The organism is Pseudomonas sp. B21-036 (assembly GCF_024748925.1).
In the GTDB taxonomy this organism is placed as follows: Bacteria; Pseudomonadota; Gammaproteobacteria; order Pseudomonadales; family Pseudomonadaceae; genus Aquipseudomonas; species Aquipseudomonas palmensis.
The window spans coordinates 5,232,653-5,258,281 of sequence record NZ_CP087178.1; the positions used below are offsets into that span (position 1 = coordinate 5,232,653).

Genomic DNA, 25,629 nt, shown 5'->3' on the forward strand with positions numbered 1-25,629 from the left:
TTAATCGACCTCGACCGTGACGTCGACCAGCGACGGACCGTTGAGCCGCTGCAACGCCGAGGCCACCGCCTCCGGTTCCAGCAGACGCAGGCAATTGTAGTGGCCGAAGCGGCAGGTGCGGTCGAAGCACGGGCTGCATTCCAGCCCCAGGCGCACCACCTCGACCTGGTCGGCCAACGGTGGGGTGAAGCCCGGCGAGGTCGACCCGTACACCGCCACCAGCGGGCGATTGAGCGCTGCAGCCACGTGCATCAGCCCCGAATCGTTGGACACCACCGCATCGCTGCACGACAGCAGGTCGATCGCCTCGGCGAGCGAGGTCTCGCCGCTGAGGTTCACCGACTCTTCACGCAGGCCCGGGATCAGCCACTCGCGGATCGATTCACCCACCGCATGGTCGTTTTTGGAGCCGAACAGCCACACCTGCCAGCCTTCGCGAATCTTGATTTCCGCGACCTTGGCGTAATGCTCCGAGGGCCAGCGCTTGGCCTCGCCGAACTCGGCGCCGGGGCACAGCGCCAGCACCGGGCGGTCCAGGCTCAGGCCGAACTTGGCCAGCGCCGCATCGCGGCTGGCGGTCTCGATCTGCAGGCTGGGGCGCGGGTAGGGTTTGGGCAGCTCGGCACCGGCGGGGTAGCCCAGGGCCATGAAGCGCTCGATCATCAGCGGGTAGCGCGCCTTGTCGAGGGTGCGCACATCGTTGAGCAGGCCGTAGCGCAGCTCGCCACGCCAGCCGGTGCGCTGCGCGATACCGGCAAAGAACGGCACCAGCGCAGACTTGAGCGAATTGGGCAGCAGGATCGCCTGGTCGTACTGACCGGCCAGCGACTTGCCGATGCGCCGGCGCGTGGCCAGTTCCAGCGCGCCGTGGCCGAGCGGGAAGCTCAAGGCCTGGCGCACTTCGGGCATGCGCTCGAGGATCGGGCGGCTCCATTCGGGTGCCAGCACATCGATCACGCACGCGGGGTGACGCTGCTTCAGCACATGGAACAGCGTCTGCGCCATTACCATGTCGCCCACCCAACTGGGCCCAATGATCAAAATTCTCATGCTTTATCCAGAAACGATCAGGGAGGCTACAGCCTGTTTTCCAACAGCCTGGCCTCCCCTCTTTATAATCAGGCGTGGTGCGACCAGTGTACGCCACTCAGTGTAGGACGTGGTCGCCGCCGCTTCATTGCGCCGTATCGCCTGGTGGCTGTTCAGCCCGCGTTCAGGTCAACCCCAGCTCGCCCCAGATACGCCGTACCTGCCGGCGCTCGTCGACGAACTGCCCGGCGTCGATCACCCCGGCCTGCTTCTGCAGGGCCTGGCGGTGCGCGGCGGAGCGGAAGGCCTTGTACACTTCACGCAACAAAATTGCATCGCTGGCCGGCATCAGCCCGACCTCCTCCAGCCCTTCGAGAATGCGGATGTTGTCGGTGTAGCGCAGCAGTGCCGGGTGCGTGTGGGACCAGGCCAGGGCCGCGTATTGCACCATAAATTCAATATCGACGATACCACCGGCATCCTGCTTGATATCGAAGGCAACCCCGCTGTCGAAGGCGTTGGGCCCAAGCCCGGCCTGGGTCGCCCGGGTGCCGAGGTTGTCGCGCATCTTGGCGCGCATGTCGCTGACTTCGGCCCGCAGCTTGTCCAGGTCGCGGGCCTGTCCCAGCACCTGTGCCCGCACCCCCTCGAAGGCCGCCCCCACCTGCGGGCAGCCCACCAGCACCCGCGCACGCACCAGTGCCTGGTGTTCCCAGGTCCAGGCCTCGTTGCGCTGGTAGCGCTCGAAGGCGCCCAGCGAACTCACCAGCAAACCCGAAGCGCCGGACGGGCGCAGGCGCATGTCCACGTCATACAGCTGGCCGGAGTTGGTCTGGGTGGTCAGCAGGTGAATGATGCGCTGACCCAGGCGGGTGAAGAACTGCGCACTGTCGATGGGCTTGGCGCCATCGGTCTCGGCCTGGGGGTCACCGTCGTGGATGAACACCAGGTCCAGGTCCGAGCCGTGGCCCAGCTCGATGCCGCCGACCTTGCCATAGCCGACGATGATGAAGCCGGGGTCGCACAGGCTGCCATCGCTGCGCTTTGGCTGGCCATGACGCGCCACGGTCTGGCGCCAGGCCAGGGCCAGCACCTGGTTGAGAATGGCTTCGGCCAGCCAGGTCAGGTAGTCGCTGACCTTCATCAGCGGCAGGTTGCCGGCGATTTCCGAGGCGGCCACGCGCAAGCTGTGGGCCAGCTTGAAGTGACGCAGCGCTTCCATCTGCTGTTCAAGGTCATCCTCGGGGATGCGCGTGAGACGCTCGCGCAGCTCGGCGGCCAGCTCCGGTGCTTGGGGCGGGCTGAACAGGCGGCCTTCGTTGAGCAGTTCATCGAGCAGCAGCGGGAAGCGCGTGATCTGCTCGGCGATCCACGGGCTGGCGGCGCACAGGGTCAGCAGGCGGCGCAACGCACCGGGGTTTTCGGTCAGCAGCACCAGGTAGGCCGATCGCCGCGCCACGGCCTCCACCAGCGGTAGCACGCGTTCGAGCACCAGGTCCGGGTCGGCATGCTCCACCGCCTGCGCCAGCAGGCGCGGTATAAAGGCATCGAGGCGTTCGCGGCCCAGGCGCTGCATGGCACGCAACTGCGGGCTGGCGCGCAGGCTGGCCAGCTGCTTGAGCGCCCTGGCCGCATCGGCGAAGCCGGCGTCGGTCAACTGGCGGCAGGCGGCCTCTTCGTCCTGGGCTTCTTCCCACAGCGGCAGCCACTCGCCACCGACCACCACTTCGCCCTCCTCGCCTTCCTCTTCATCGGGGTCGGCGATCACCTGGCGGAAGTGCCAGTCGATGCGCCCGCGCCAGTGCATCAGTTGCGCGTGGAAGCTCGCCCAGTCGGCAAAACCGAGCATGAAGGCGATACGTGCGCGGTCCAGTTCGTCGTCGGGCAGCATCTGGGTCTGGCGGTCGGCGATGGCCTGGATGGCGTGTTCGGTATAACGCAGGAACTCATAGCCCTCGCGCAGCTCGCTCACCACCGCCGGCGGCAGGTAGCCCTGGCCTTCGAGCGTCGCCAGCACCTTGAGCAACGGTCGCTGCTGCAGGCTCAGGTCGCGCCCGCCGTGGATCAGCTGGAACGCCTGGGCGATGAACTCCACCTCGCGGATGCCACCGGCGCCCAGCTTGATGTTCTCGGCCATGCCCTTGCGCCGCACCTCCTGCTGGATCAGCTGCTTCATGGTGCGCAGTGCCTCGATCGCCGAGAAGTCCAGGTAGCGCCGGTACACGAACGGGCGCAGCAGGTCCTGCAGCTGCGCGCCGGCCTGCTGGTCGCCGGCCACCACACGGGCCTTGATCATGGCGTAGCGTTCCCAGTCGCGGCCCTGGTCCTGGTAGTACTGCTCCAGTGCATTGAAGCTGAGCACCAGCGCGCCGGACGAGCCGTAGGGGCGCAGGCGCATGTCGACGCGGAACACGAAGCCGTCGACGGTGATCGGGTCCAGTGCCTTGATCAGGCGCTGGCCCAGCCGGGTGAAGAACTCCTGGTTGTCCAGCGGGCGCTTCACGCCCACGGTTTCGCCGCCCTCGGGGTAGGCGAAGATCAGGTCGATGTCCGACGACAGGTTCAGTTCCACCGCCCCCAGCTTGCCCATGCCCAGCACCACCATCTGCTGGGGCAGGCCGCTGCGATTGCCGGTGGGGGTCCCGAACTGCGCGCACAGGCGCGGGTACAGCCATTGATACGCCTGGTCGATGGCGGCATCGGCCAGGTCGGACAGGTCGCGGCAGGTCTGCACCAGGTCGGCCTGGCGGGTCAGGTCGCGCCAGATGATGCGCACCTGCTGGCGGGTGCGCTGGCGGCGCAGGTTGCGCGCCAGTTCGTCTTCGCTGCCGGCGGCCTGCGCCGCGCCGGCCACCTGGGCACACAGCTCGCCGGCGGCGAAGGCGCGGTCGAGCTCGCCGCTGGCGGCCAGGGCCAGCAGCATCGCCGGGTCGCGCACGCTCTGTTCAAGCACGAAATCGCTGGCTGTCGCCACGCGGGCGAACTCGGCCCAGCGCTGCTCGTTCCAGTCGTCCAGGCTCAGCCCGTCGACGGCCGCGACGGCGTTGCGCAAAGAGGTGGCATTACGGCTGACCAGCGGTTGCAGGGCAGCGGGCAGTTCGGCCAGCAGGGGCAGGCTCATGGTCTATCCTTGATCGGCGTGAAAGGGTTGGTGGCACTTGGGCAAGGGAACTCGGCGTACGGTTCGACTGTCGTACAAAGGTCATAAATAGCTGAAAAACGTAATTCTTTGATAGAAATCATCGCAAACAACCGCATGCCGACCAGTTTTTAACCACCGGTATCGTTTTATCCCACAACCCGAGCAGGGGCCACGAGCCTTATCCGTGTAGTTTTACTACTGCTTTTTTACTGTCAACGCATGTAATGAGGATCGATTTGTAGTAAAACTACACGCCGCCGGTACAACGCCCGGTAATCCAAGAATTTCATGTCGTCTGCCCAAAAGGCCAGTCGCAAACTCAGGCAACCGATTCTGGAAGCCTTTCCGCCCTGGAGCAAGCCATGCAAGACCTCGATCCCGTCGAAACCCAGGAATGGCTGGACGCCCTGGAGTCGGTTCTCGACAAAGAAGGCGAAGACCGCGCTCACTATCTGATGACCCGTATGGGCGAGCTGGCCACCCGTAGTGGCTCCCAGCTGCCGTATGCCATCACCACGCCATACCGCAACACGATTCCCGTCACCCACGAAGCACGCATGCCTGGCGACCTGTTCATGGAACGCCGCATTCGCTCGTTGGTCCGCTGGAACGCGCTGGCCATGGTAATGCGCACCAACCTGAAAGACTCGGACCTGGGCGGCCACATCTCCAGCTTCGCCTCCAGCGCCACGCTGTACGACATCGGCTTCAACTACTTCTTCCAGGCCCCGACCGACGAGCACGGCGGCGACCTGATCTACTTCCAGGGCCATGCCTCGCCGGGCGTCTACGCCCGTGCCTTCATGGAAGGCCGCATCAGCGAAGACCAGATGAACAACTTCCGTCAGGAAGTCGATGGTCAAGGCCTGTCGTCCTACCCGCACCCGTGGCTGATGCCTGACTTCTGGCAGTTCCCGACCGTGTCGATGGGTCTGGGCCCGATCCAGGCGATCTACCAGGCACGTTTCATGAAGTACATGGAAAGCCGCGGCTACATCCCTGCCGGCAAGCAGAAGATCTGGTGCTTCATGGGCGACGGCGAGTGCGACGAGCCGGAATCCCTGGGCGCGATCTCCCTGGCAGGCCGCGAGAAGCTGGACAACCTGATCTTCGTCATCAACTGCAACCTGCAGCGCCTCGACGGCCCGGTTCGCGGCAACGGCAAGATCATCCAGGAACTCGAAGGCGTGTTCCGTGGTGGTGGCTGGAACGTCAACAAGGTGGTCTGGGGCCGTTTCTGGGACCCACTGCTGGCCAAGGACGTCGACGGCATCCTGCAGCGCCGCATGGACGAAGTCATCGACGGCGAGTACCAGAACTACAAGGCCAAGGACGGCGCGTTCGTCCGTGAGCACTTCTTCAACACCCCGGAACTCAAGGCCATGGTCGCCGACCTGTCCGACGACGAGATCTGGAAGCTCAACCGTGGTGGCCACGACCCGTACAAGGTCTATGCAGCCTACCACCAGGCGGTCAACCACAAGGACCAGCCTACGGTCATCCTGGCCAAGACCATCAAGGGTTACGGCACCGGTGCTGGCGAAGCCAAGAACACCGCGCACAACACCAAGAAGGTCGACGTCGACAGCCTGCGTCACTTCCGCGATCGTTTCGACATCCCGGTCAAGGACGAAGACCTGGAGAACCTGCCGTTCTTCAAGCCTGAAGAAGGCAGCGCCGAAGCCCGTTACCTGAGCGAGCGCCGTTCTGCCCTGGGCGGTTTCGTGCCACAGCGCCGGGCCAAGAGCTTCAGCATCCCGACCCCGCCACTGGAAACCCTCAAGGCGATCCTGGACGGCTCGGGCGACCGTGAAATCTCCACCACCATGGCCTTCGTGCGCATCCTCGCGCAGCTGGTCAAGGACAAGGAAATCGGCCAGCGCATCGTCCCGATCATCCCGGACGAAGCGCGTACCTTCGGTATGGAAGGCATGTTCCGCCAGCTGGGCATCTACTCGTCCGTCGGTCAGCTCTACGAGCCCGTCGACAAGGACCAGGTGATGTTCTACCGCGAGGACAAGAAGGGCCAGATCCTCGAGGAAGGCATCAACGAAGCCGGCGCCATGTCGTCGTTCATCGCCGCCGGTACCTCGTACTCGAACCACAACCAGCCGATGCTGCCGTTCTACATCTTCTACTCGATGTTCGGCTTCCAGCGTATCGGCGACCTGGCCTGGGCCGCTGGCGACAGCCGCACCCGTGGCTTCCTGATCGGCGGTACTGCCGGGCGTACCACCCTCAACGGTGAAGGCCTGCAGCACGAAGACGGTCACAGCCACATGCTGGCCGCGACCATCCCGAACTGCCGCACCTATGATCCGACCTACGGCTACGAGCTGGCGGTGATCATCCAGGACGGCATGAAGAAGATGACCGAAGAGCAACAGGACGTCTTCTACTACATCACCGTGATGAACGAGTCCTACCAGCAGCCTGCCATTCCGGCCGGTGTCGAGGAAGGCATCATCAAGGGCATGTACCTGCTCGAGGAAGACACCAAGGACGCAGCGCACCACGTCCAGCTGATGGGCTCCGGCACCATCCTGCGCGAAGTGCGTGAAGCGGCGAAGATCCTGCGTGAAGAGTTCAACGTCGGTGCCGACGTGTGGAGCGTCACCAGCTTCAACGAACTGCGTCGCGACGGCCTGGCCGTGGAGCGCAGCAACCGCCTGCACCCTGGCCAGAAGCCCAAGCAGACCTACATCGAGGAGTGCCTGGGCGGCCGCAAGGGCCCGGTCATCGCCTCTACCGACTACATGAAGCTGTTCGCCGAGCAGATTCGTCAGTGGGTACCGAGCAAGGAATTCAAGGTCCTGGGTACCGATGGCTTCGGTCGCAGCGACAGCCGCAAGAAGCTGCGTCACTTCTTCGAAGTCGACCGTCACTTCGTGGTGCTGGCTGCCCTGGAAGCCCTGGCTGACCGTGGCGAGATCGAACCGAAGGTCGTGGCCGATGCCATCACCAAGTTCGGCATCGACCCGGACAAGCGCAACCCACTGGACTGCTGAGGAGTATTTTTAAGTGAGCGAACTCATTCGCGTACCTGACATCGGCAGCGGTGAAGGTGAAATCATCGAGCTGTTCGTCAAAGTCGGCGACCGTATCGAAGCCGACCAGAGCCTGCTGACCCTGGAGTCGGACAAGGCATCCATGGAGATCCCGGCCCCCAAGGCCGGTGTGATCAAGGCCCTGAAGGTCAAGCTGGGCGACCGCCTGAAAGAAGGCGACGAACTGCTGGAACTGGAAGTCGAGGGCGCCGCTGCGGCGCCCGAGGCACTGGCTGACGCTGCGCCTGCCGCCGAACAAAAGCCTGCTGCCGCCCCGGCTGCAGAGGCTGCCCCGGCACCGGCCGCTGCACCTGCGGCTGCCACTGTGCAGGACATCCACGTGCCGGACATCGGCTCGTCGGGCAAGGCCAAGATCATCGAGCTGCTGGTCAAGGTCGGCGACAGCGTCGAAGCCGACCAGTCGCTGATTACCCTGGAGTCCGACAAGGCCTCGATGGAAATCCCGTCGCCGGCTGCCGGCGTGGTGGAAAGCATCGGCGTCAAGCTCGAAGACGAAGTCGGCACTGGCGACTTCATCCTCAAGCTCAAGGTCCAGGGCGCCGCCGCGCCAGCAGCGCCTGCCGCTGCTGCACCGGCTGCCAAGGCTGAAGCGGCCCCGGCTGCTGCGCCTGCCGCCGCACCGGCTGCCAAGGCCGAAGCCGCACCGGCCCCGGCCGCTGCGCCAGCGCCAAGCGGTGCCAAGGTTCACGCCGGCCCTGCCGTGCGTCAGCTGGCCCGCGAGTTCGGCGTCGAGCTGAGCGCCGTGGCTGCCAGCGGCCCGCACGGCCGCGTGCTCAAGGAAGACGTGCAGGTGTACGTCAAGGCCATGATGCAGAAGGCCAAGGAAGCACCGGCTGCCGGCGCGACCGGTGGTGCGGGCATCCCGCCGATCCCGGCAGTCGACTTCAGCCGCTTCGGTGAAACCGAAGAAGTGCCGATGACCCGCCTGATGCAGGCTGGCGCCACCAACCTGCACCGCAGCTGGCTGAACGTGCCGCACGTGACCCAGTTCGACAGCGCCGACATCACCGAGCTGGAAGCCTTCCGCGTTGCGCAGAAGGCCGTGGCCGAGAAAGCCGGCGTCAAGCTGACCGTGCTGCCCTTGCTGCTCAAGGCCTGTGCGCACCTGCTCAAGGAACTGCCGGACTTCAACGCGTCGCTGGCCCCTAGCGGCAAGGCGATCATTCGCAAGAAGTACGTCAACGTCGGTTTCGCCGTGGATACGCCAGACGGCCTGCTGGTCCCCGTGATCAAGAACGTCGACCAGAAGAGCCTGCTGCAGCTGGCTGCAGAAGCGGCGGCCCTGGCTGAAAAGGCCCGCACCAAGAAGCTTTCTGCCGACGACATGCAGGGCGCCTGCTTCACCATCTCCAGCCTCGGTCACATTGGCGGCACCGGCTTCACGCCGATCGTCAACGCACCGGAAGTGGCGATCCTGGGTGTGTCCAAGGCCACCATCCAGCCGGTGTGGGATGGCAAGGCGTTCCAGCCCAAGCTGATGCTGCCGCTGTCGCTGTCGTACGATCACCGCGTGATCAACGGTGCCGCTGCCGCGCGCTTCACCAAGCGCCTGGGCGAGCTGCTGACCGACATCCGCACCATGCTGCTGTAACTGCTGCACGCCGTGCTCCCCTGCCGGGGAGCACGGACACTGTTTTCGAGCTGCCACGCTCGTACCTCAACCCCGCCATCTGGCGGGGCTTTTTTTGCCTGCGATTCATGCCGTGCCGCTCAACGTCCCACCTTGAGCGGCACCGCCAGACGCAATCCGTCGCGGCATTACTGAAGAATTTGTACCTGTCAGCCGATACAGATCAAGCCAGGCCACTCTATTGCTTGTCAGCCTCAAGCACATGATGCAACCTTGCTCAAACGCGTAGCAGCACTTCGCCCAGCCCGCGCCAACAGCCTTCTTGAAGCGAGCTTCCCATGAAAAGCCAACCTGATGCCGCCAGCCGTACGGTGGCCGAGGTAGTGACGCAGTTGCCGGTGCCTTCGCGGCTCGGCATGCTGCGTTTCGAGCGGCTGAATGAGGCCAGCTGGGCCATGCTGTTCCTCGACCCGGGCTGCGAGCGTCAGTTCGGCCAGGCGGCCGTCGACCTGTGTGCGCTGATCGGCTCGCCCTATGCCAGCCTGATGGAGCCCGAGGCACGCTACAAGCTGCACGACACCATCGAGCTGCAACTGGCGCAGCGTCCGTACTACCTGGTGCGTTATACCCTGCACACCAGCCTGGGCCCGCTCAATATGCTGGAGCTGGGCGAAGCTTACCGGCAGCACAACCGCCAGTTGCTGCGCGGCTATCTGCTGGTGCTCGATGCCCAGCCCAACGACACACCCGACCTTTCGGCGGCAGAACTCGAAACCCGCAACAACCGCCTGCAGATCGCCCTGCAGCTCAACCAGCAGGCGCAGCAGGAACAGCTCGAGCACCTGGAGCGGGTACGCGCCCAGCAGGACCTGATCCTGCGCCTGGCGCGCCAGCGCTACAGCGCCGACAACTCGCTGCAGGAAGCCGCCGAGCTGATCACCCGCAGTGCCTGCGAAATCTACAGCATCGACTGCGCCAGCATCTGGTACCTGGAAGGCCAGCAACTGGAACCGATCTCGGCGTTCTACCGCGCCACCCAGGAGTACCGCCTGCCCGAGGCGATCGATGCCGGGCGATTTCCCGACTACCTCGAGGCGCTGCACACCAGCCGCGCCATCGATGCGCACAACGCGGCGCGCGACCCACGCACCCGCGAAATCTCCGAGAGCCTGCGCCAGCGCGGTATCCACGCCATGCTCGATGCCAGCATCCGCATCGACGGCCAGGTGGTCGGCGTGCTCTGCCTGGAACACAGCGGCTCGACCCGGGCCTGGCAATCGGATGAAATCGCCTTTGCCGGTGAGCTGGCCGACCAGTTCGCCCAGGTCATCAACAACCACAACCGGCGCACCGCCACCAGCGCCCTGCACCTGTTCCAGCGCGCGGTGGAACAAAGCGCCAACGCCTTTCTGCTGGTCAACCGCGATGGCGTGGTGGAATACGTCAACCCCAGCTTTACCGAGATCACCCAGTACACACCCGAAGAGGTGCATGGCCACCGCCTGTCCGAGCTCACCGCACTGGAGAACCTCAGCGAGCTGCTGTTCGACTCGCCATCGAGCCTGGCCATGGGCAACAGTTGGCAGGGCGAATTCAAGAGTCGGCGCAAGAACCTCGAGCCCTACTGGGGCCAACTGTCGATCTCCAAGGTGTATGGCGACAACCGCGAGTTGACCCACTACATCGGCATCTACGAAGACATCACCCAGAGCAAGCTGGCCCAGCAGCGCATCGAACGCCTGGCCTACACCGACAACCTCACCAGCCTGGGCAACCGCCCGGCGTTCATCCGCAGCCTCGACGAGCGCTTCGAGCGCGACAGCGACAGCCCCATCTGCCTGCTGCTGGTGGACATCGACAACTTCAAGCGCATCAACGACAGCCTCGGGCACCAGACCGGCGACAAGCTGCTGATCAGCCTGGCCCGGCGCCTGCGCAACAGCCTGAGCCCCGGTGGCAGCCTGGCGCGCTTTGCCAGCAACGAGTTCGCCGTGCTGCTGGAGGACAGCAGCCTGGATGCCGGCCAGCAGGTGGCCCAGCAGTTGCTCAACACCCTCGACAAGCCGATGTTCGTCGACAACCAGCTGATCAGCGTGACCGGCTCGGTGGGCCTGGCGTGTGCGCCGCTGCACGGGCGCGACCCGCAGACCCTGATGAAGAACGCCGGCCTGGCCCTGCACAAGGCCAAGGCCAACGGCAAGCACCAGGTGCAGGTGTTCACCGAGGCGCTCAACGCCGAGGCCAGCTACAAGCTGTTCGTGGAAAACAACCTGCGCCGCGCCCTGACCCAGAACGAACTGGACGTGTTCTACCAGCCCAAGCTGTGCCTGCGCAGCGGCCGCCTGCTCGGCCTGGAGGCCTTGCTACGCTGGAACCACCCGGAGCGGGGCATGATCCGCCCCGACCAGTTCATCAGCGTGGCCGAGGAAACCGGGCTGATCATCCCCATCGGCAAGTGGATCGCGCGCCAGGCCTGCCGCATGAGCCAGCTGCTGAGCACCGAGGGCATGGGCAACCTGCAGGTGGCGATCAACCTGTCGCCCAAGCAGTTCTCCGACCCGGAGCTGGTCAGCTCGATCGCCAACATCCTCAAGGAAGAAGCCCTGCCGCCACACCTGCTGGAACTGGAACTGACCGAGGGCCTGCTGCTCGAAGCCACCGAGGATACCCACCGCCAGCTCGACGAGCTCAAGCAACTGGGCCTGACCCTGGCCATGGACGACTTCGGCACCGGCTACTCCTCGCTCAGCTACCTGAAGAAATTCCCGATCGACATCATCAAGATCGACCGCAGCTTCATCCACGAGATCCCGGACAACCAGGACGATATGGAAATCACCTCGGCAGTGGTGGCCATGGCTCACAACCTCAAGCTCAAGGTGGTGGCCGAAGGCATCGAGACCGCCGAACAGCTGGCGTTCCTGCGCCGCCACCGCTGCGACGTCGGCCAGGGCTACCTGTTCGACCGGCCGATCCCCGGCAGCGAGCTGATCGAAAAACTCAAGCGCTATCCGCGTGGCCCAATCGCCTGACAGCGGCGAAACACTCGGGCACACTACGGGTCTACCCCCTACACATCCTGCCTTGAAGAGGAACCGCCCATGGTCCTGCGCTCGGAGATTCTGGTGAACAAAAACGTACTGCCTGCCGCCGAACAGGCGCTGCCGGGTCGCGAGACCCCGATGACGCTGCCCGAGAAGCATTTCGTGTTCGAAGACACACCGCTGCTGGGCCCGTTCTTCGAAGACGTCGATTTCGCGATCTTCGGCCTGGGCTGCTTCTGGGGCGCCGAGCGGCGCTTCTGGCAGCGTGAAGGTGTGGTCAGCACCGTGGTCGGCTACGCCGGCGGTTTCACCCCCAACCCCACCTACGAAGAAGTCTGCTCGGGCCTGACCGGCCACACCGAAGTGGTGCTGGTGGTGTTCGACAAGGCCAAGGTCAGCTACCAGGACCTACTGACCATGTTCTGGGAGCTGCACAACCCCACCCAGGGCATGCGCCAGGGCAACGACGTCGGTACCCAGTACCGTTCGGCCATCTACTGCACCAGCCCCGAACAGCTGGAACTGGCCGAGGCCAGCAGGCAGGCCTACCAGGCCGAGCTGAACAAGGCCGGTTTCGGCCAGATCACCACCGAGATCGCCCAGGCACCGACCGTGTACTTCGCCGAGGCCTATCACCAGCAGTACCTGGCCAAGAACCCGAATGGCTACTGCGGCATCGGCGGCACTGGCGTGTGCCTGCCACCCAGCCTGCAAGGCAACTGAGGCCACGCCATGAGCACACCGAGCATGACCCTGTTCCATGCCGCCGCCTCGCCGTTCGTGCGCAAGGTTCGCGTGCTGCTGCACGAAACCGGGCAGGCCGAGCGGGTAGCCCTGCATCCCGTCGACCTGAGCCCGATCAAGACCGATGCCGAGCTGAACCTGGGCAACCCGGCGGGCAAGATCCCGGCGTTGCGCCTGGAGGACGGCACGGTGCTGCATGACAGCCGCGTGATCGTCGAGTTTCTCGACCATCAGCATGTGGGCAACCCGCTGATCCCGCGCGAGGGCCCGGCGCGCTGGCGGCGCCTGACCCTGGCGTCGCTGGCCGATGCGATCATGGACGCGGCGGTGGTGGCGCGCTACGAGACCTTCCTGCGCCCTGAAGAGAAGCGCTGGACGCCGTGGGTCGACGCCCAGCAGGACAAGATCCGGCGCGCGCTGGCGCACCTGGAAGACGAGCACCTGGCCGAACTGGCCTCGGTGTTCGACGTGGCGGCAATCGGGGTGGCCTGCGCGCTGGGCTACATCGACCTGCGCCTGCCGGACCTTGGCTGGCGCGAGCGCCAGCCGAAACTGGCAGCCTGGTATGCCGAGGTGAGTCAGCGCGAATCGATGCTAAAGACCGCCCCTTCTGTGGCCTGATCGGGCCTCATCACGGGTCAAGCTCACCCCCACAGATCTGCTGCTGCCCTTGAGGCTTGTACCGGACCTGTGGGAGCGGGCTTGACCCGCGATGAAGTCGACGCTGATCTCGGCAGCCCAGATCAACCTGATTTCCCCCACCATCACAGCCCCCAGCGTGCGTTCCTCTCTCAATCCGCTCATTTCAAGATCCCCTGCCCAACCTGATACCAGTCCAGGCGGCGTGTCAGCACCATGAACACCCCAAGCAGGCCGAACAGCAGCAACGAGCCCATCAGCAGCGCGTAGTCCTCGGCGCCCAGCAGCCCGTAGAGCATCGCGTACAGCACCAGCAACCCCGCCGCAAACCCCAGCCCGCGCGCCAGGCTGCGCAGCACGTGGCACAGGTAGAAGCCGATCAGCAGCACGCAGCCGCCCGCCGACAGCGCATACGCCAACCCGAACCCCAGGTGCTCCGACAACGACAGCAACAGCAGGTAGAAGAACGCCAGGGCCACACCCACCAGCGCGTACTGGATCGGGTGCACGCTGAGGTTCTTGAGAATCTCGAACAGGAAGAACCCGGCAAAGGTCAGCGCAATGAACAGCAACGCATACTTGATCGCCCGCTCGCTCTTGAGGTACTGGTCCACCGGGTCGACGAAGCTCACGCCGAAACTGCGCCCGTGAAAGTCGTCGCAGGCGTTGTTGACCACACACTGGGTCAGCGCATCCTCCAGGTTGGTGGAGAAAAACGAGGTCTGCCAGCGCGCGCTGAAGCCGTGGGCGTCGATCTCGCGGCTGATGGGCAGGTAGTTGCCGATGAAGCTTGGATGCGGCCAGTTCGCCGCCATGTTCACCGTGGTGCTGCGCCCTACCGGCAGCAGATGCAGGCGCCCGGTGCCCTGCAGGCTAAGGTCGAAGGCGTAGTCCAGGCGGGTCTCGGCGCGGCCGTCGAGGTCGGGCAGCGCCACGTGCACACCGCCGCCCAGCCAGCCCAGCCCCGTGCCCGCGGCGAAGGCCAGCGACTGGCCATTCACGTTCAGTTCCAGGCTCTTCTCGATACCGCGGATATCGCTGATGCCCACGGCCAGAAACGCCGGGTCGAAGCGGTAATCGTCGAAGTCTTCGGTGATGCCCCACTGCGCCGGCACCTTGAATTGCCCGCTGATGCGGTTGTCGGCGTGGAACAGGCGCGCCTGGTAGATGCCCCGCGAACGCAGCTCGGTGTCGACCTTGGCGTCGACCTCCAGGGTTTCGGGCAGAAAGTACAGATGCCCGGCCACCGTGCTGGTCTGCTGCTGGGTGCTGCCATCCACGGTTTTCCAGGTGCGCTGGATCTTGCGGTACGGCACCACCAGCAGCGGCCCGCTGATCTGCTGGCTGTAGCTGGAGCTCTGGGCGATATCCTCGACCACACTGTCGCGCTGCTGCTGGCGGTCCTGGATCAGGCCGCCGATCATCAGCAGGGGTATCAGCAGCAACACGATCAGAAAGGCGATGGCGCCCAGTTTGATGCTCAGGGTTCGGTTCATGGGCAATGGCTCCGGTTTCGATGGAGCCAGTCTGCCCGCCGTGCATGGAGCGGGTTGGGCGCTTGTGTGGAGTTATGTGGAGAGTGCGTGGAGCTCAGCCCAGCCGCTCGTTGGGCAGCCACAGGCGCACCCGCACACCGTCCTCGACGTTGGCCACCTCCAGCGAGCCGCCATGCAGCTGCATCACTTCCTCGACGAAGTTCAGCCCAAGGCCTGTGCTCTTGCGCCCCGTGCCCGGGCGCGGCAGCGAGTAGAAGCGCTCGCTGAGCCGGCCCAGGGCATAGTCCGGGATCGCCGCCCCCTGGTTGTACAGGCTCAGCGCCAGCCGTGGGCCCCGTGTCTCCAGGTCGACCACCAGCAGGCCGCCCGGCGGGGTGAAGTCCAGGGCATTCTCCAACAGGTTGCCGATGGCCTGGCGCAGCAGAAACGGCTCGCACAGCAGCCGCACGCTGGCCGGTACCCGCTGGCGCACCTGCAGGCCGGCGCTTTCGATGCGCGCGCTCTGGGCCAGCAGCACCTCGTCCACCAGCGCCGCCAGCGGCACCTGCTGCTGGTCTTCCAGGCCCTGGCGCTGCTCGACCTGAGCCAGGTCCAGCAGCCGCTCGATCAACTGCTGCATGCGCGCGCTCTCGCTTTCGATATTGCTGGCAAAGCGTTGGCGCTGCTCGTCGCTCATCGGCCCCTGCAGCAGCTCGCTGGCCCCGCGAATCGCCGCCAGCGGGCTTTTCAGCTCGTGGGTCAGGGTGTGAACGTAGCGCTCCACATACGCCCTGCCCTCCAGCTGCGTGCGCATGCGCTCCACCGCACCGGCCAGTTGCGCCAGCTCGCCGCCGCGGTAATGCGGCAAGGCCACGCGTTCACCCTCGCTGACCGCCTGTGCATAGCGCGTCAGCCGACGTAGCGAGCGCGCCAGCCACCACGACAGCCCGGCGCCCACCAGCAGGCCCAGCACGATCAGGCCAAGGCCCAGGTTGAACAGGCGCCGCTCGGAGCGATCGATATACGGCTGCAACGACTTGTTCGGCTTGGCCACGGTGACCACGCCGATGATCTTGCCGGCATCGATGATCGGCGCCGCCACGTGCATCACCGACGACTCCGGGTCGTCCGGATCGCTGCGGGTGGAGCGGGCGCCATACTCGCCGCGCAGGGTCAGGTACACGTCGTTCCAGCGCGAATAGTCCTGGCCCAGGGCTTCGCCGCTGGAGTCGAGCAACACCTTGCCGTTGGCGTCGGTGACGTAGATGCGGTGGTTGACCTCGTTCTTGGCCAGGCCCCAGATATCGGCCCTGGGCTGGCGCTTGCCGTAAGCCTTGAGCAGCTCGGGCAGCCGGCCCTGGCCGAGGGTGCCGGCCTTGACCTCGTCGCGCAGAATCTCGGCCAGCAGGTTGGCGGTGTCCACCAGGGTTTCCTCGGTGGACTGGCGCACACCCGGGCGCACCTGTTCGCGCACGGTGTTGAGAATGAAGTAGCCGGTCAGCCCGACGAACAGGAAGTACACCAGGAAGATGCGGATGCCCAGGCGCATCAGCTGTGCCCGGGGCTGTAGCTGTAGCCCAGGCCGCGGTGGGTCTGGATAGGTTCGGCGTCGGCCTGCACGGTGCGCAGCTTGGCGCGCAGGCTCTTGATGTGGCTGTCGACGTTGCGCTCGTAGCCGGCCTCGGCCGGCACGCCGGTGGCATCCAGCAGTTGTTCGCGGCTGAACACCCGTTCGGGTTGTTCGAGCAGGCATTGCAGCAGGCGAAATTCGTGCCGGGTGAGGTTGAGCGATTGACCGCGATAGCTGATCTGCAGGCGCTGGGAGTCGATGCTGAAGGGCGTTTCGGGGGCCTCGGGTTCGCTGCGCGGGGTCATGCGCTTGAGGATGGCGCGTACCCGCGCCGCCACTTCACGCGGGCTGAAGGGTTTGACCACATAGTCGTCGGCACCGATCTCCAGGCCCACCACGCGGTCGATCTCCCCATCGCGGGCGCTGAGGAACATCACCGGCACCTCGCTGAAGCGGCGCAGCTGGCGGCAGGTTTCGAAGCCGTTGATATCCGGCAGGCCGATATCGAGAATGATCAGGTCAGCCGGGCGCTGACGCTGCTGTTCCAGCGCGGCGCTGCCCAGGGTCACCCATTCGGTGCTGTGACCGTCTCCTTGCAGGGCAAAGATCAGGGTGTCGGCGATGGCCGCTTCGTCTTCGACAATCAGTATGTGGGGCATGAGCGGTGCAGGCCTGGCAGGTTTGGGTGCACTTGTAGGGGATTATCCCTCGACTGACAAGGCCCTGTCGCGGCTCAAGCCCGCTCCCACGGGAGAACGACGGCCCTTGTGGGAGCGGGCTTGAGCCGCGATGGATTCAACTCAGCATTCAGGCTTGCCCGCCGTAAACCGGCGCGCCGGGTTCACCGCCGCGCCGAACTCGCGCAGCGCCTTGGCCCCGATCAGCAGCGGGTAGTTGAAGCTGCTGCGGTCGGTCAGGTTGACCTCCACCGTGCGCTTGACGTCGCCCAGGCACAACTCCAGCTCCACCACCGGACGCTTGGCCGGGTCGGGTGCTTCGCCGTCCTCGTCTTCATCGGCGCGGCTCTTGATCTTGCTGATGCGCGCCACCTTGTGTTCATACACCTTGCCGTCGGCATCCTTGGTCGCCAGGCGGAACCGCACCCAGTCCTCACCATCGCGCTTGAAGCGCTCGATGTCCTTGGCCGACAGCGACGCGGTCAGCGCGCCGGTGTCCATCTTGGCCTTGAACGTCTGGTCGAGGTCCGCCACGCCAATGTATTCATAACGGCCATACAGGGTCGGCTCGGCGGCCATCACCGGCAAGGCCAGCAGGGAAAGCAGTGCAAGTACGGATTTCACCGGGTCAGCTTCCTTGAGAAAAGTCTGTGTTTAGACTGCCGCAGCAGCATAGGTTCGTCGCCACAGGGTATTCAACACAATGTGAAACATTTGTCCGCGCCGTGGGCTGCCCAGAATTTGGCCTGAACCGAATCCCTGCTTATCATGGCCGACCGCCTAACCGAAAATCAGAGTTTTCTTATGCGCCGCCTGCTTACCGGCAGTCTTGTAACCCTGCTGCTCTTGCTCAACACCCTGGTGCTGATCGGCCCGTTGCTGGTCTTCGCCCTGCTCAAGCTGGTACTGCCCGGCCGCTACCGCGACTACGCCTCGTGGGCGGTGATGTGGATCGCCGAGACCTGGGCCGAGATCGACAAGCTGATCTTCGCCCTGTGCATCCCCACCCGCTGGGACGTGTGCGGCGCCGCCGACCTGCGCCTGGACACCTCCTACCTGATGGTCAGCAACCACCAGAGCTGGGTGGATATTCCCGCGCTGATCCAGGTGTTCAACCGGCGCATTCCGTTCTTCAAGTTCTTCCTGAAAAAGGAACTGATCTGGGTGCCGTTCCTGGGCCTGGCCTGGTGGGCGCTGGACTACCCGTTCATGAAGCGCTACAGCAAGGCCTTCCTCGAACGCCACCCGCACCTCAAGGGCCAGGACCTGGAGATCACCAAGGCCGCCTGCGAGCTGTTCAAGCGCCAGCCGGTGACCGTGGTCAACTACCTCGAAGGCACCCGCTTCACCCCGGCCAAGCGCGATGCCCAGGGCTCGCCGTTCCGCCACCTGCTCAAGCCCAAGGCCGGCGGCGTGGCGTTCGTGCTCGCCGCGCTGGGCGAACAGCTCGACGCCCTGCTCGACGTGACCCTGGTGTACCCCGGCGACACCGCGCCGGGGTTCTGGGACCTGGTCAGCGGTGCAGTGCCGCGGGTGATCGTGGACATCCAGGTACGCGCACTGGACCCGGCCCTGTGGCGCGGCGACTACGAGAACGACCCGCAATTCCGGCGCAGCGTACAGGACTGGGTCAACCAGCTGTGGCACGACAAGGACGCGCGCATCGAGCAACTGCGCCAGGAGCTGCGCCGCTAGCCGATGATCGCGTGGGGCACGAAGCGGCTGCTGTCCTTGGTGATCAGCGAGTTGTCCTCGCGAATGCCGATGCCTGCCGGCTGATCGCCAACCACCCAGCTGCCGATCACCGTGTGGCTGCCGGCAAACCGTGGCAAGGCATGAAACTGCTGGATCACGTGGGGGCCACTGCCATACGGCCCCTCCTCCTTCACCCGCTGCCCGTCAGGGGTATGAATCTCCACATTCGCCCCTTCCCGCGAGAAGAACGGCTTGCGCACCCACCCCGGCGCCAGCGGCCGTTCGGGCGTGGCGTCGATGAATGCGGGCAGCAGGTTCGGGTGCCCTTCGTGCTGCTCCCACAGCAGCGCCAGCATGCCCTTGTTCGACAGCAGCGCCTTCCAGGGCGGCTCGACGAACAGCGTGCCGCTGCCGGCAATCGCCGGGCCGTAGCGGTCGTGGAACATGTCTTCCCACGGGTAGAGCTTGAACAGGCTGGGGATCGGCGCCCCACTGTGGTCGATGAAACGCCCGGCCGGGCTCAGGCCAATGTCTTCCACATCGATCAGGCGTGTATCGAGCCCGGCGGCGGTGGCAATGTCGCACAGGTACTGCACCGTGCCACGATCCTCCAGCGAGTCCCTGACCGAGGCAAAGTAGAACGGCGTGGCAAAGGTGTTGGCGCCGAACACCTGGCCGAGTTTCTCTTCAAGGCTGTTGAACTGGTCGGCATCGGCCGGCAGTACACCGCGCTGCATCTGCTGCTCAAGCCACAGGTACTGGAAGAAGCCGGCCTCGTACAGCGAGGTGGGTGTGTCGTAGTTGGCTTCCAGCAGCTTGGCCGGGCCATGGCCGTCGTAGCTCAGGTCCATGCGCCCGTAGAAATGCGGGTGCCCGTCGCGCCATGAGCGGCGGATCAGGTCGCGGTAGTCACGCGGGATGGCCAGGCGGTCGAGCAGCTCTTCGCTATCCACTGCCCGCGCCACCAGGTCCATGCACAGCTCGTGCAACTGGCGGGTGGGTTCTTCGAGGTCGTCCTCGATCTGGCGCAGGGTGAACTGGTAGCACGCCGACTCGTCCCAGTACGGCTCGTCGCCGAAGGTGTGGAACCTGAAGCCGTAATGTTCGGCGGTGGCTTTCCAGTCCGCGCGCGGGGTGCAGGCAATACGTTTCATCGCCCGCCCTCAGGAACCGAAACCGAAGCCGCCACGGCCTGGTACATGGGCCGCGAAGCCGGGGTGGCTGCCCACCGTCCAGGGCCGTGCCGAGGCCATGAAGCGCGCCGGCAGCACCGACGCATGGGCATCGGCACCAGCCCCGCCGTTGAAACGGCTGGACGGCGCGTGGTCCTCGACCAGCCCGGCATACTGGTTGCCGCTGTTGACCTGGTCGGTCAGCGAGCTGGCCCTGAACCCTTCGCGCCCTTCACGCTCGTGGTAGATCGCCTCCGACAGGTAGCGCGGCTCGACATTGACGTAGTCGTAGCGGCCACCGCCGCCGCCATACACGGCCGACGAGGTGGTGCTGGAGGTCTGGTTCAGCCCGTCGTCATACACCTGGCGCTCGGTGGTCAGGGCGAAGCCTTGCATGCGCGGCATGTGGAAGCTCGCGCCCTGACCTGGCTCGCACTGCTCGAAGCTGGCCAGGCAGTCTTCCAGGCGGGTGAAGCGTGGGGCGTTGGCATCGTGGTGCTGGCGGGCGACGTTCCAGGCGTTGTCGCACACCGAACGGCTTACCCCGGCCAGGGCGCAGCTGTCGACGTCCTGGTAACGCTTGACCTCGCTGACCACGCGGGTGGCGCTGCGATCACTGTCACAGGCGGCCAGCGCCAGCGGCAGGCTGCCCAGGGCAATCAGCCGAATGCTCGTGCTGCGTTTCATGGCTGTGCTCCGCTGTCAGGCCGCTGGGGTCATGCACGCGGCATTGAGCATGCCGATGCCGATGGCCACGGCAGCCAGCAGGATGGCGGCCGCGTTTTCCTGACGGCGGATACGCTCGTCCATGCCCTTGACCACCACGCTGACCACCACGAACGCGAGCAACTGCACGGCGCCGGCGATCACCGACCACAGCAGGAAGTCGAGCAGCGAGATCGAATGGGAGATGGCCCCGGACACGGGAATGGCGAAACCCAGCAGCGCACCGCCCAGGGCGATGGCGGCAGCGCTGTTGCCTTCGCGGATCAGGGCAAATTCGTTGTAGGGGGTCAGGCGGGTATAGATGAACGCATAGAGTGCGAACAGCACGGCGGCGCCGGCCATGTAGAACAGAAAACCCAGCACGGCATCGGCCGGCAGGGACATCTTCAGGGCATCCATGAACATCGGGGTCGCACTTCCTTGCTTGAACGGGGCGGGACATATACCACACCGCCCCGCCTCGGCAAACCGCCGGCTTACACCGAAGGCACGGCGGCCGGGGTGCCCCAGATGCCGCCCAGGCTCTGCAGCAGCGAACCGGCCACGCCTTGCTGGCCCAGGTACTGCAGGATCAGCGGGGCGAACTGGGCGATCATGCCGGTGTTCATGCCCAGGGCGCCGAAGGCGTTGTTCAGGTCGTCGGTGTCCTTGACGTTGCCCAGTGCGTTGCTCAGGGCCGAGGAATTGCCGCTCTTGCCGAGCAGCTCGCCCAGGCCGCTGAGGCCGCCCAGGGCATTGTCGCCGGACAGCAGGTCAAGGCCGGGCACGGCCTTGCTCAGTTGCGAGTAGTCGCTGCTGCTGAGCTGATGCCTGGCCAGGCCCAGCAGCGCGCCGGTGCCGCCAATGGCCTGTTCGGGGGTGATATCGAGTTGGTCGCCCAGGGTATTGAGCAGGTTGGCCGAGGGGGCCGGGGCTTGAACGGCAGCGTCCTGCTGTTTGTTGCCTTGCATGGCAGACACGGCGTTGGCGGCATCGTTGAGATTGAAGGCCAGGGCCGAGGTGGTGGCGAGTGCCAGCAGGGAGAGCAGTGCGAAACGTTTCATGGGGCGGACCTCGTAGGAAAGCGAGGTTTCGACCCGTATCTGCGGCGAATGTTCCGCCGTCATCGCCTGTAGGAACCGGCCTTGCCGGCGAAAGCAGCACCGCGATATCCAGGGATACGCGGTGGCCGCTTTCGCCAGCAAGGCTGGCTCCTGCAACAGAATGGCAACCCGCCCTACGGCAACTACGGCAAGGCGTACGCAATCACGTAATCACCCCGATCCGGCGACTGACGCGCACCGCCAGCACTGATCAGGATGTATTGCTTGCCGGTCTTGGGCGACACGTAGGTCATCGGCCCCGACTGGCTGCCCACCGGCAGACGCGCCTTCCAGATCTCGTTGCCGTTGCCCGAGTCGAACGCACGCAGGTAGAAGTCCTGGGTGCCGGCAAAGAACAGCAGGCCCGACTGGGTCGACAGCGAAGCGCCCAGGGTCGGCATGCCGATCGGGATCGGCAGGTGCATGCGGATGCCCAGCGGCCCGGTGTCCTGCACGGTACCGACCGGCACCTGCCACATCAGTTTTCTGGTCTTCAGGTCGATGGCCGACATGGTGCCGAACGGCGGCCTCTGGCACGGAATACCGGCCGCGGACAGGAAGCGCTGGCGCATCGCGCCATACGGCGTACCGTCCTGCGGCACCACACCCATCTCGATGCCGCTGGCACCTTTGGGAATGTCTGCACGCGGGATCATGTAGTTGGCCAGGCCCAGACGCATGTCGTTGACGAACATGTAGTTGCTGGTCGGGTCGACCGACACGCTACCCCAGTTCATGCCACCCAGCGACCCGGGGAACTGCAACGCCGGGTCCAGCCCTGGCGGGGTGTACACACCCTCGTGGCGCATGCCCTTGAACGAGATGCGGCACAGCAGCTGGTCGAACGGAGTCGCGCCCCACATGTCCGACTCTTTCAGGGTCTGGTTGCCGATCGACGGCATCTCTACCGAGAACGGCTGGGTCGGCGAATAACGCTCGCCCGGCACGTTGCCCTGGGGCACCGGCTTCTCTTCGACCTTGGCAATCGGCACACCGGTTTCACGGTTGATCACGAAGATCTCGCCCTGCTTGGTCACCTGGGCCAGCGCCGGTTGCACGCCACCCTTGTCATCCGGGATGTCGTACAGCAGCGGCTGGGCCGGCAGGTCGAAGTCCCACAGGTCGTGGTGGGTGGTCTGGAAGTGCCAGCGCACCTGGCCGTTCTTCACGTCCAGCGCCACGATCGAGGAGCTGTACTTGTCGTCCAGTTCGGTACGGGTGCCGGCGAAGAAGTCCGGGGTGGCGTTGCCGGTCGGCAGGTACACCAGGCCCAGCTTGGCGTCATAGGACATCGCCGACCACACGTTGGGCGTGCCACGGGTGTAGGTCTGGCCTTCGGGCGGACGCTTGGTGATGTTCGGGTTGCCCGGGTCCCAGGCCCAGGCCAGCTCGCCGGTACGCACGTCATAGGCACGCACCACGCCCGGCGGTTCGCCGGTGGAGAAGTTGTCGGCCACGCGGCCACCGACGATCACCACATCGCCGGCCACCAGCGGGGTGGAGGTCTGCTGGTAATAGCCCGGCTTGATCTCGCCCATGTCGACGCTCAGATCGACCACGCCGTTATCGCCAAAGTCGGCACATGCTTCGCCGTTTTCAGCGTTGATCGCGATCAGGCGGGCATCGCCGGTGGGCAGGAACAGGCGCTTGGCGCAGGCCTGCGGGCCGGAGTCGGCGGCCAGCGGGGTTTCGGAGTAGCCCAGGCCACGGCAACGCTGCCAGTTCGGCGCGCTGCCCTTGGGGTCGAACATCCAGCGCTGCTTGCCGGTGTCCACGTCCAGGGCGAAGACCTTGCCGTAGGCGGTGCAGGAATACAGGGTGTCGCCGATCTGCAGCGGCGTGTTCTGGTCTTCGGCACCGGCGCCGGTGCTTTGCGGCACGTCACCGGTATGGAAGGTCCAGGCCACCTGCAGCTTGTCGACGTTGCCCTTGTTGATCTGGTCCAGCGCGGCAAAGCGGTTGCCGGCGGTGGTGTTGCCCCAGTGCGCCCAGTCCTTCTGCTCGGTGCCCGGCTTGACCGGCTGCACCGCAGGCTCGCTGCTGGCGGTGACCACGTGGGTGGGCACGAACATGTAGCCCAGGGTGGCGACCACGCCAACGGCCAGCACACCGGCCACCGCGAACGCGCCACGCCCGGCCGCACGACCGTCGGCGCGTTGCAGGCTCGGGAACACCAGCGCGATGACCAGGCCGATCACGGCAAAGGTCAGTACCCGCGAGACCAGCGGCCAGAAGTCCAGGCCGGCATCCCACACCGCCCAGATCGCGGTGAGTACCAGGGCCACCGCGTACAGCCAGGCGCCCGACGGCTTGCGCCGCGCGATCAGCACACCGCTGACCAGCATCGCCAGGCCCATCAGAAGGAAGTACCAGCTACCACCGAGGCTGCTCAGGTACGCACCGCCCCCTGCCAGCACCAGGCCGATCAGGGCGATCAGGATGCCCAGACCTCCCAGCAGCCACTTTGCGGTGCCCGGAGCACCTGCCTGTTCGTTCATGTGATTACCGTCCTAAACGTAGTGAAAAACCACCGTCAACAGTTGGCCGACCCAATCCCGAGCATAGTCGGCGCATTTAGGTAGCTTGCTTGTTAACCAGTTAGTACGTTTAAGGGTAACAAAAAATTGCGGGCTACTGCGACAATTTGTCTGTCAGCCCGGCTTCAGGGGCCTGAAACCGGGTAGACATTGGTCTTACGCTGCGCTGAACAGCGTGTGCGGGTCGATCACGAATTTCTTCGGCACGCCGGCATCGAACTCGCCGTAGCCCTCGGGCGCCTGATCCAGGCTGATGACCTGCACGCCGACCACCTCGGCGATGTTGATGCGGTCCCACATGATGGCCTGCATCAGGGCGCGGTTGTACTTCATCACCGGGGTCTGCCCGGTGTGGAAGCTGTGGGACTTGGCCCAGCCCAGGCCGAAACGGATGCTCAGGCTGCCCATCTTGGCTGCGGCATCCACCGCGCCCGGGTCTTCGGTCACGTACAGGCCGGGGATGCCGATCTTGCCGGCGACCCGCACCACCCCCATCAGCGAGTTGAGCACCGTGGCCGGCGCTTCGTGCTGGGCCCCGGCATGCCCGTGGCCACGGGCTTCGAAGCCCACCGCATCGACCGCGCAGTCCACCTCCGGCTCGCCCAGCAGGTTGGCGATCTGTTCGTGCAGCGGGGTGTCCTGGGACAGGTCGGCGACCTCGAAGCCCTGGGCCTTGGCATGGGCCAGACGTACCGGGTTCACATCACCGATGATCACCACCGCCGCACCCAGCAGCCGCGCCGAGGCGGCAGCGGCCAGGCCGACCGGGCCGGCACCGGCCACGTACACCGTGCTGCCGGGGCCGACACCTGCGGTGACCGCACCGTGGTAGCCGGTGGGCAGGATGTCGGAGAGGCAGGTCAGGTCGCGGATCTTCTCCATGGCCTTGTCGCGGTCGGGCAGCTTGAGCAGGTTGAAGTCGGCGTAGGGCACCAGCACATATTCGGCCTGCCCGCCGGTCCAGTCGCCCATGTCGACATAGCCGTAGGCGCCGCCGGCGCGGGCCGGGTTGACGCTCAGGCACACGCCGGTGTGTTGTTCCTTGCACGAGCGGCAGCGCCCGCAGGCCACGTTGAACGGCACCGAGACCAGGTCGCCCAGTTGCAGGTTCTCGACGTCACGGCCTTTCTCGATGACCTCGCCGGTGATTTCGTGCCCCAGCACCAGGCCGGTCTGGGCAGTGGTACGACCGCGCACCATGTGCTGGTCGGAGCCGCAGATATTGGTGGAGACCACCCGCAGGATCACGCCGTGTTCGATCTTGCGCCCACGTGGGTCCTGCATTTTGGGATAGGGGATTGTTTGCACCTCGACCTTGCCTGCGCCCAGGTACACCACACCACGATTGCCAGACATGCTTTCACCTCGCTCGATTGTTGTTATGTCGCGCTGAATGTTCTGTCCGTCTTTCGGGCCTCATCGCGGGTCAAGCCCGCTCCCACAGTCCCTGTGGGTGCGG

Annotated in this window: 18 protein-coding genes; 6 read left to right on the forward strand and 12 right to left on the reverse strand. The window is 65.3% G+C overall.

Annotated features, from left to right (window positions below; all coding sequences use genetic code 11):
* Nucleotides 1–1,050 carry a lipopolysaccharide heptosyltransferase II gene (gene waaF, locus LOY33_RS23910; RefSeq protein ID WP_043863657.1) on the reverse strand — a complete coding sequence of 350 codons (1,050 nt, stop codon included), beginning with the start codon at nt 1,048–1,050 and terminating at the stop codon, nt 1–3.
* A 163-nt stretch (nt 1,051–1,213) separates the two neighbouring features.
* The gene (gene glnE / locus LOY33_RS23915) at nt 1,214–4,150 is read right to left on the reverse strand and encodes a bifunctional [glutamate--ammonia ligase]-adenylyl-L-tyrosine phosphorylase/[glutamate--ammonia-ligase] adenylyltransferase (protein WP_258660279.1); all 2,937 of its coding nucleotides are present in this window, start codon (nt 4,148–4,150) and stop codon (nt 1,214–1,216) included.
* A 383-nt stretch (nt 4,151–4,533) separates the two neighbouring features.
* Here glnE and aceE point away from each other — a divergent pair, with 383 nt between their 5' ends.
* The 5 genes from aceE to LOY33_RS23940 all read left to right on the forward strand — a co-directional run bounded on the left by aceE (nt 4,534) and on the right by LOY33_RS23940 (nt 13,218).
* Complete coding sequence (gene aceE / locus LOY33_RS23920; protein WP_043863655.1) at nt 4,534–7,179, forward strand: pyruvate dehydrogenase (acetyl-transferring), homodimeric type; 2,646 nt, start codon at nt 4,534–4,536, stop codon at nt 7,177–7,179.
* Nucleotides 7,180–7,192: 13 nt separating this feature from the next.
* Nucleotides 7,193–8,830: a dihydrolipoyllysine-residue acetyltransferase gene (gene aceF, locus LOY33_RS23925; RefSeq protein WP_258660281.1), complete on the forward strand. Its 1,638-nt coding sequence runs from the start codon at nt 7,193–7,195 to the stop codon at nt 8,828–8,830.
* A 317-nt stretch (nt 8,831–9,147) separates the two neighbouring features.
* Nucleotides 9,148–11,841, forward strand: a complete 2,694-nt coding sequence (locus LOY33_RS23930; RefSeq protein ID WP_043863653.1) for a GGDEF and EAL domain-containing protein — start codon at nt 9,148–9,150, stop codon at nt 11,839–11,841.
* Between the two features lie 69 nt (nt 11,842–11,910).
* Nucleotides 11,911–12,576 carry a peptide-methionine (S)-S-oxide reductase MsrA gene (gene msrA, locus LOY33_RS23935; RefSeq protein ID WP_043863652.1) on the forward strand — a complete coding sequence of 222 codons (666 nt, stop codon included), beginning with the start codon at nt 11,911–11,913 and terminating at the stop codon, nt 12,574–12,576.
* 9 nt (nt 12,577–12,585) lie between these two features.
* Nucleotides 12,586–13,218, forward strand: coding sequence for a glutathione S-transferase (locus LOY33_RS23940; protein ID WP_043863651.1), 633 nt, complete (start codon nt 12,586–12,588; stop codon nt 13,216–13,218).
* 179 nt (nt 13,219–13,397) lie between these two features.
* On the opposite strand, the gene creD is transcribed toward LOY33_RS23940, so the two are convergent.
* The 4 genes from creD to LOY33_RS23960 all read right to left on the reverse strand — a co-directional run bounded on the left by creD (nt 13,398) and on the right by LOY33_RS23960 (nt 17,582).
* The gene (gene creD / locus LOY33_RS23945; RefSeq protein WP_258660282.1) at nt 13,398–14,732 is read right to left on the reverse strand and encodes a cell envelope integrity protein CreD; all 1,335 of its coding nucleotides are present in this window, start codon (nt 14,730–14,732) and stop codon (nt 13,398–13,400) included.
* A 94-nt stretch (nt 14,733–14,826) separates the two neighbouring features.
* Nucleotides 14,827–16,260: a two-component system sensor histidine kinase CreC gene (creC, locus tag LOY33_RS23950; RefSeq protein ID WP_043863649.1), complete on the reverse strand. Its 1,434-nt coding sequence runs from the start codon at nt 16,258–16,260 to the stop codon at nt 14,827–14,829.
* The gene (creB, locus tag LOY33_RS23955) at nt 16,260–16,940 is read right to left on the reverse strand and encodes a two-component system response regulator CreB (protein WP_123753443.1); all 681 of its coding nucleotides are present in this window, start codon (nt 16,938–16,940) and stop codon (nt 16,260–16,262) included. The genes creC and creB overlap by 1 nt, the downstream gene beginning before the upstream one ends.
* A gap of 141 nt (nt 16,941–17,081) precedes the next feature.
* Entirely contained in the window at nt 17,082–17,582 is a 501-nt protein-coding gene (locus LOY33_RS23960) for an ATP-dependent zinc protease (protein WP_043863647.1), read from the reverse strand.
* Between the two features lie 180 nt (nt 17,583–17,762).
* On the opposite strand from LOY33_RS23960, the gene LOY33_RS23965 reads away from it, so the two are divergent.
* Nucleotides 17,763–18,653, forward strand: a complete 891-nt coding sequence (locus tag LOY33_RS23965; RefSeq protein WP_258660284.1) for an acyltransferase — start codon at nt 17,763–17,765, stop codon at nt 18,651–18,653.
* Here LOY33_RS23965 and LOY33_RS23970 read toward each other — a convergent pair.
* The 6 genes from LOY33_RS23970 to fdhA all read right to left on the reverse strand — a co-directional run bounded on the left by LOY33_RS23970 (nt 18,650) and on the right by fdhA (nt 25,526).
* Nucleotides 18,650–19,807, reverse strand: a complete 1,158-nt coding sequence (locus LOY33_RS23970; protein WP_258660285.1) for a glutathionylspermidine synthase family protein — start codon at nt 19,805–19,807, stop codon at nt 18,650–18,652. The genes LOY33_RS23965 and LOY33_RS23970 overlap by 4 nt on opposite strands.
* Nucleotides 19,808–19,816: 9 nt before the next feature.
* The gene (locus LOY33_RS23975) at nt 19,817–20,512 is read right to left on the reverse strand and encodes a DUF1190 domain-containing protein (RefSeq protein ID WP_058541810.1); all 696 of its coding nucleotides are present in this window, start codon (nt 20,510–20,512) and stop codon (nt 19,817–19,819) included.
* 15 nt (nt 20,513–20,527) lie between these two features.
* Nucleotides 20,528–20,956 (reverse strand): DUF350 domain-containing protein, encoded by a 429-nt coding sequence (locus LOY33_RS23980; RefSeq protein WP_043863643.1) that lies wholly within the window; start codon nt 20,954–20,956, stop codon nt 20,528–20,530.
* Between the two features lie 71 nt (nt 20,957–21,027).
* A complete protein-coding gene (locus LOY33_RS23985) occupies nt 21,028–21,594 on the reverse strand; it encodes a DUF2780 domain-containing protein (RefSeq protein ID WP_043863642.1) in 567 nt (188 codons plus the stop codon).
* Between the two features lie 182 nt (nt 21,595–21,776).
* Nucleotides 21,777–24,131: a glucose/quinate/shikimate family membrane-bound PQQ-dependent dehydrogenase gene (locus tag LOY33_RS23990; RefSeq protein WP_258660286.1), complete on the reverse strand. Its 2,355-nt coding sequence runs from the start codon at nt 24,129–24,131 to the stop codon at nt 21,777–21,779.
* Between the two features lie 195 nt (nt 24,132–24,326).
* The gene (gene fdhA / locus LOY33_RS23995; RefSeq protein WP_043863640.1) at nt 24,327–25,526 is read right to left on the reverse strand and encodes a formaldehyde dehydrogenase, glutathione-independent; all 1,200 of its coding nucleotides are present in this window, start codon (nt 25,524–25,526) and stop codon (nt 24,327–24,329) included.
* Between the last annotated feature and the right edge of the window lie 103 nt (nt 25,527–25,629).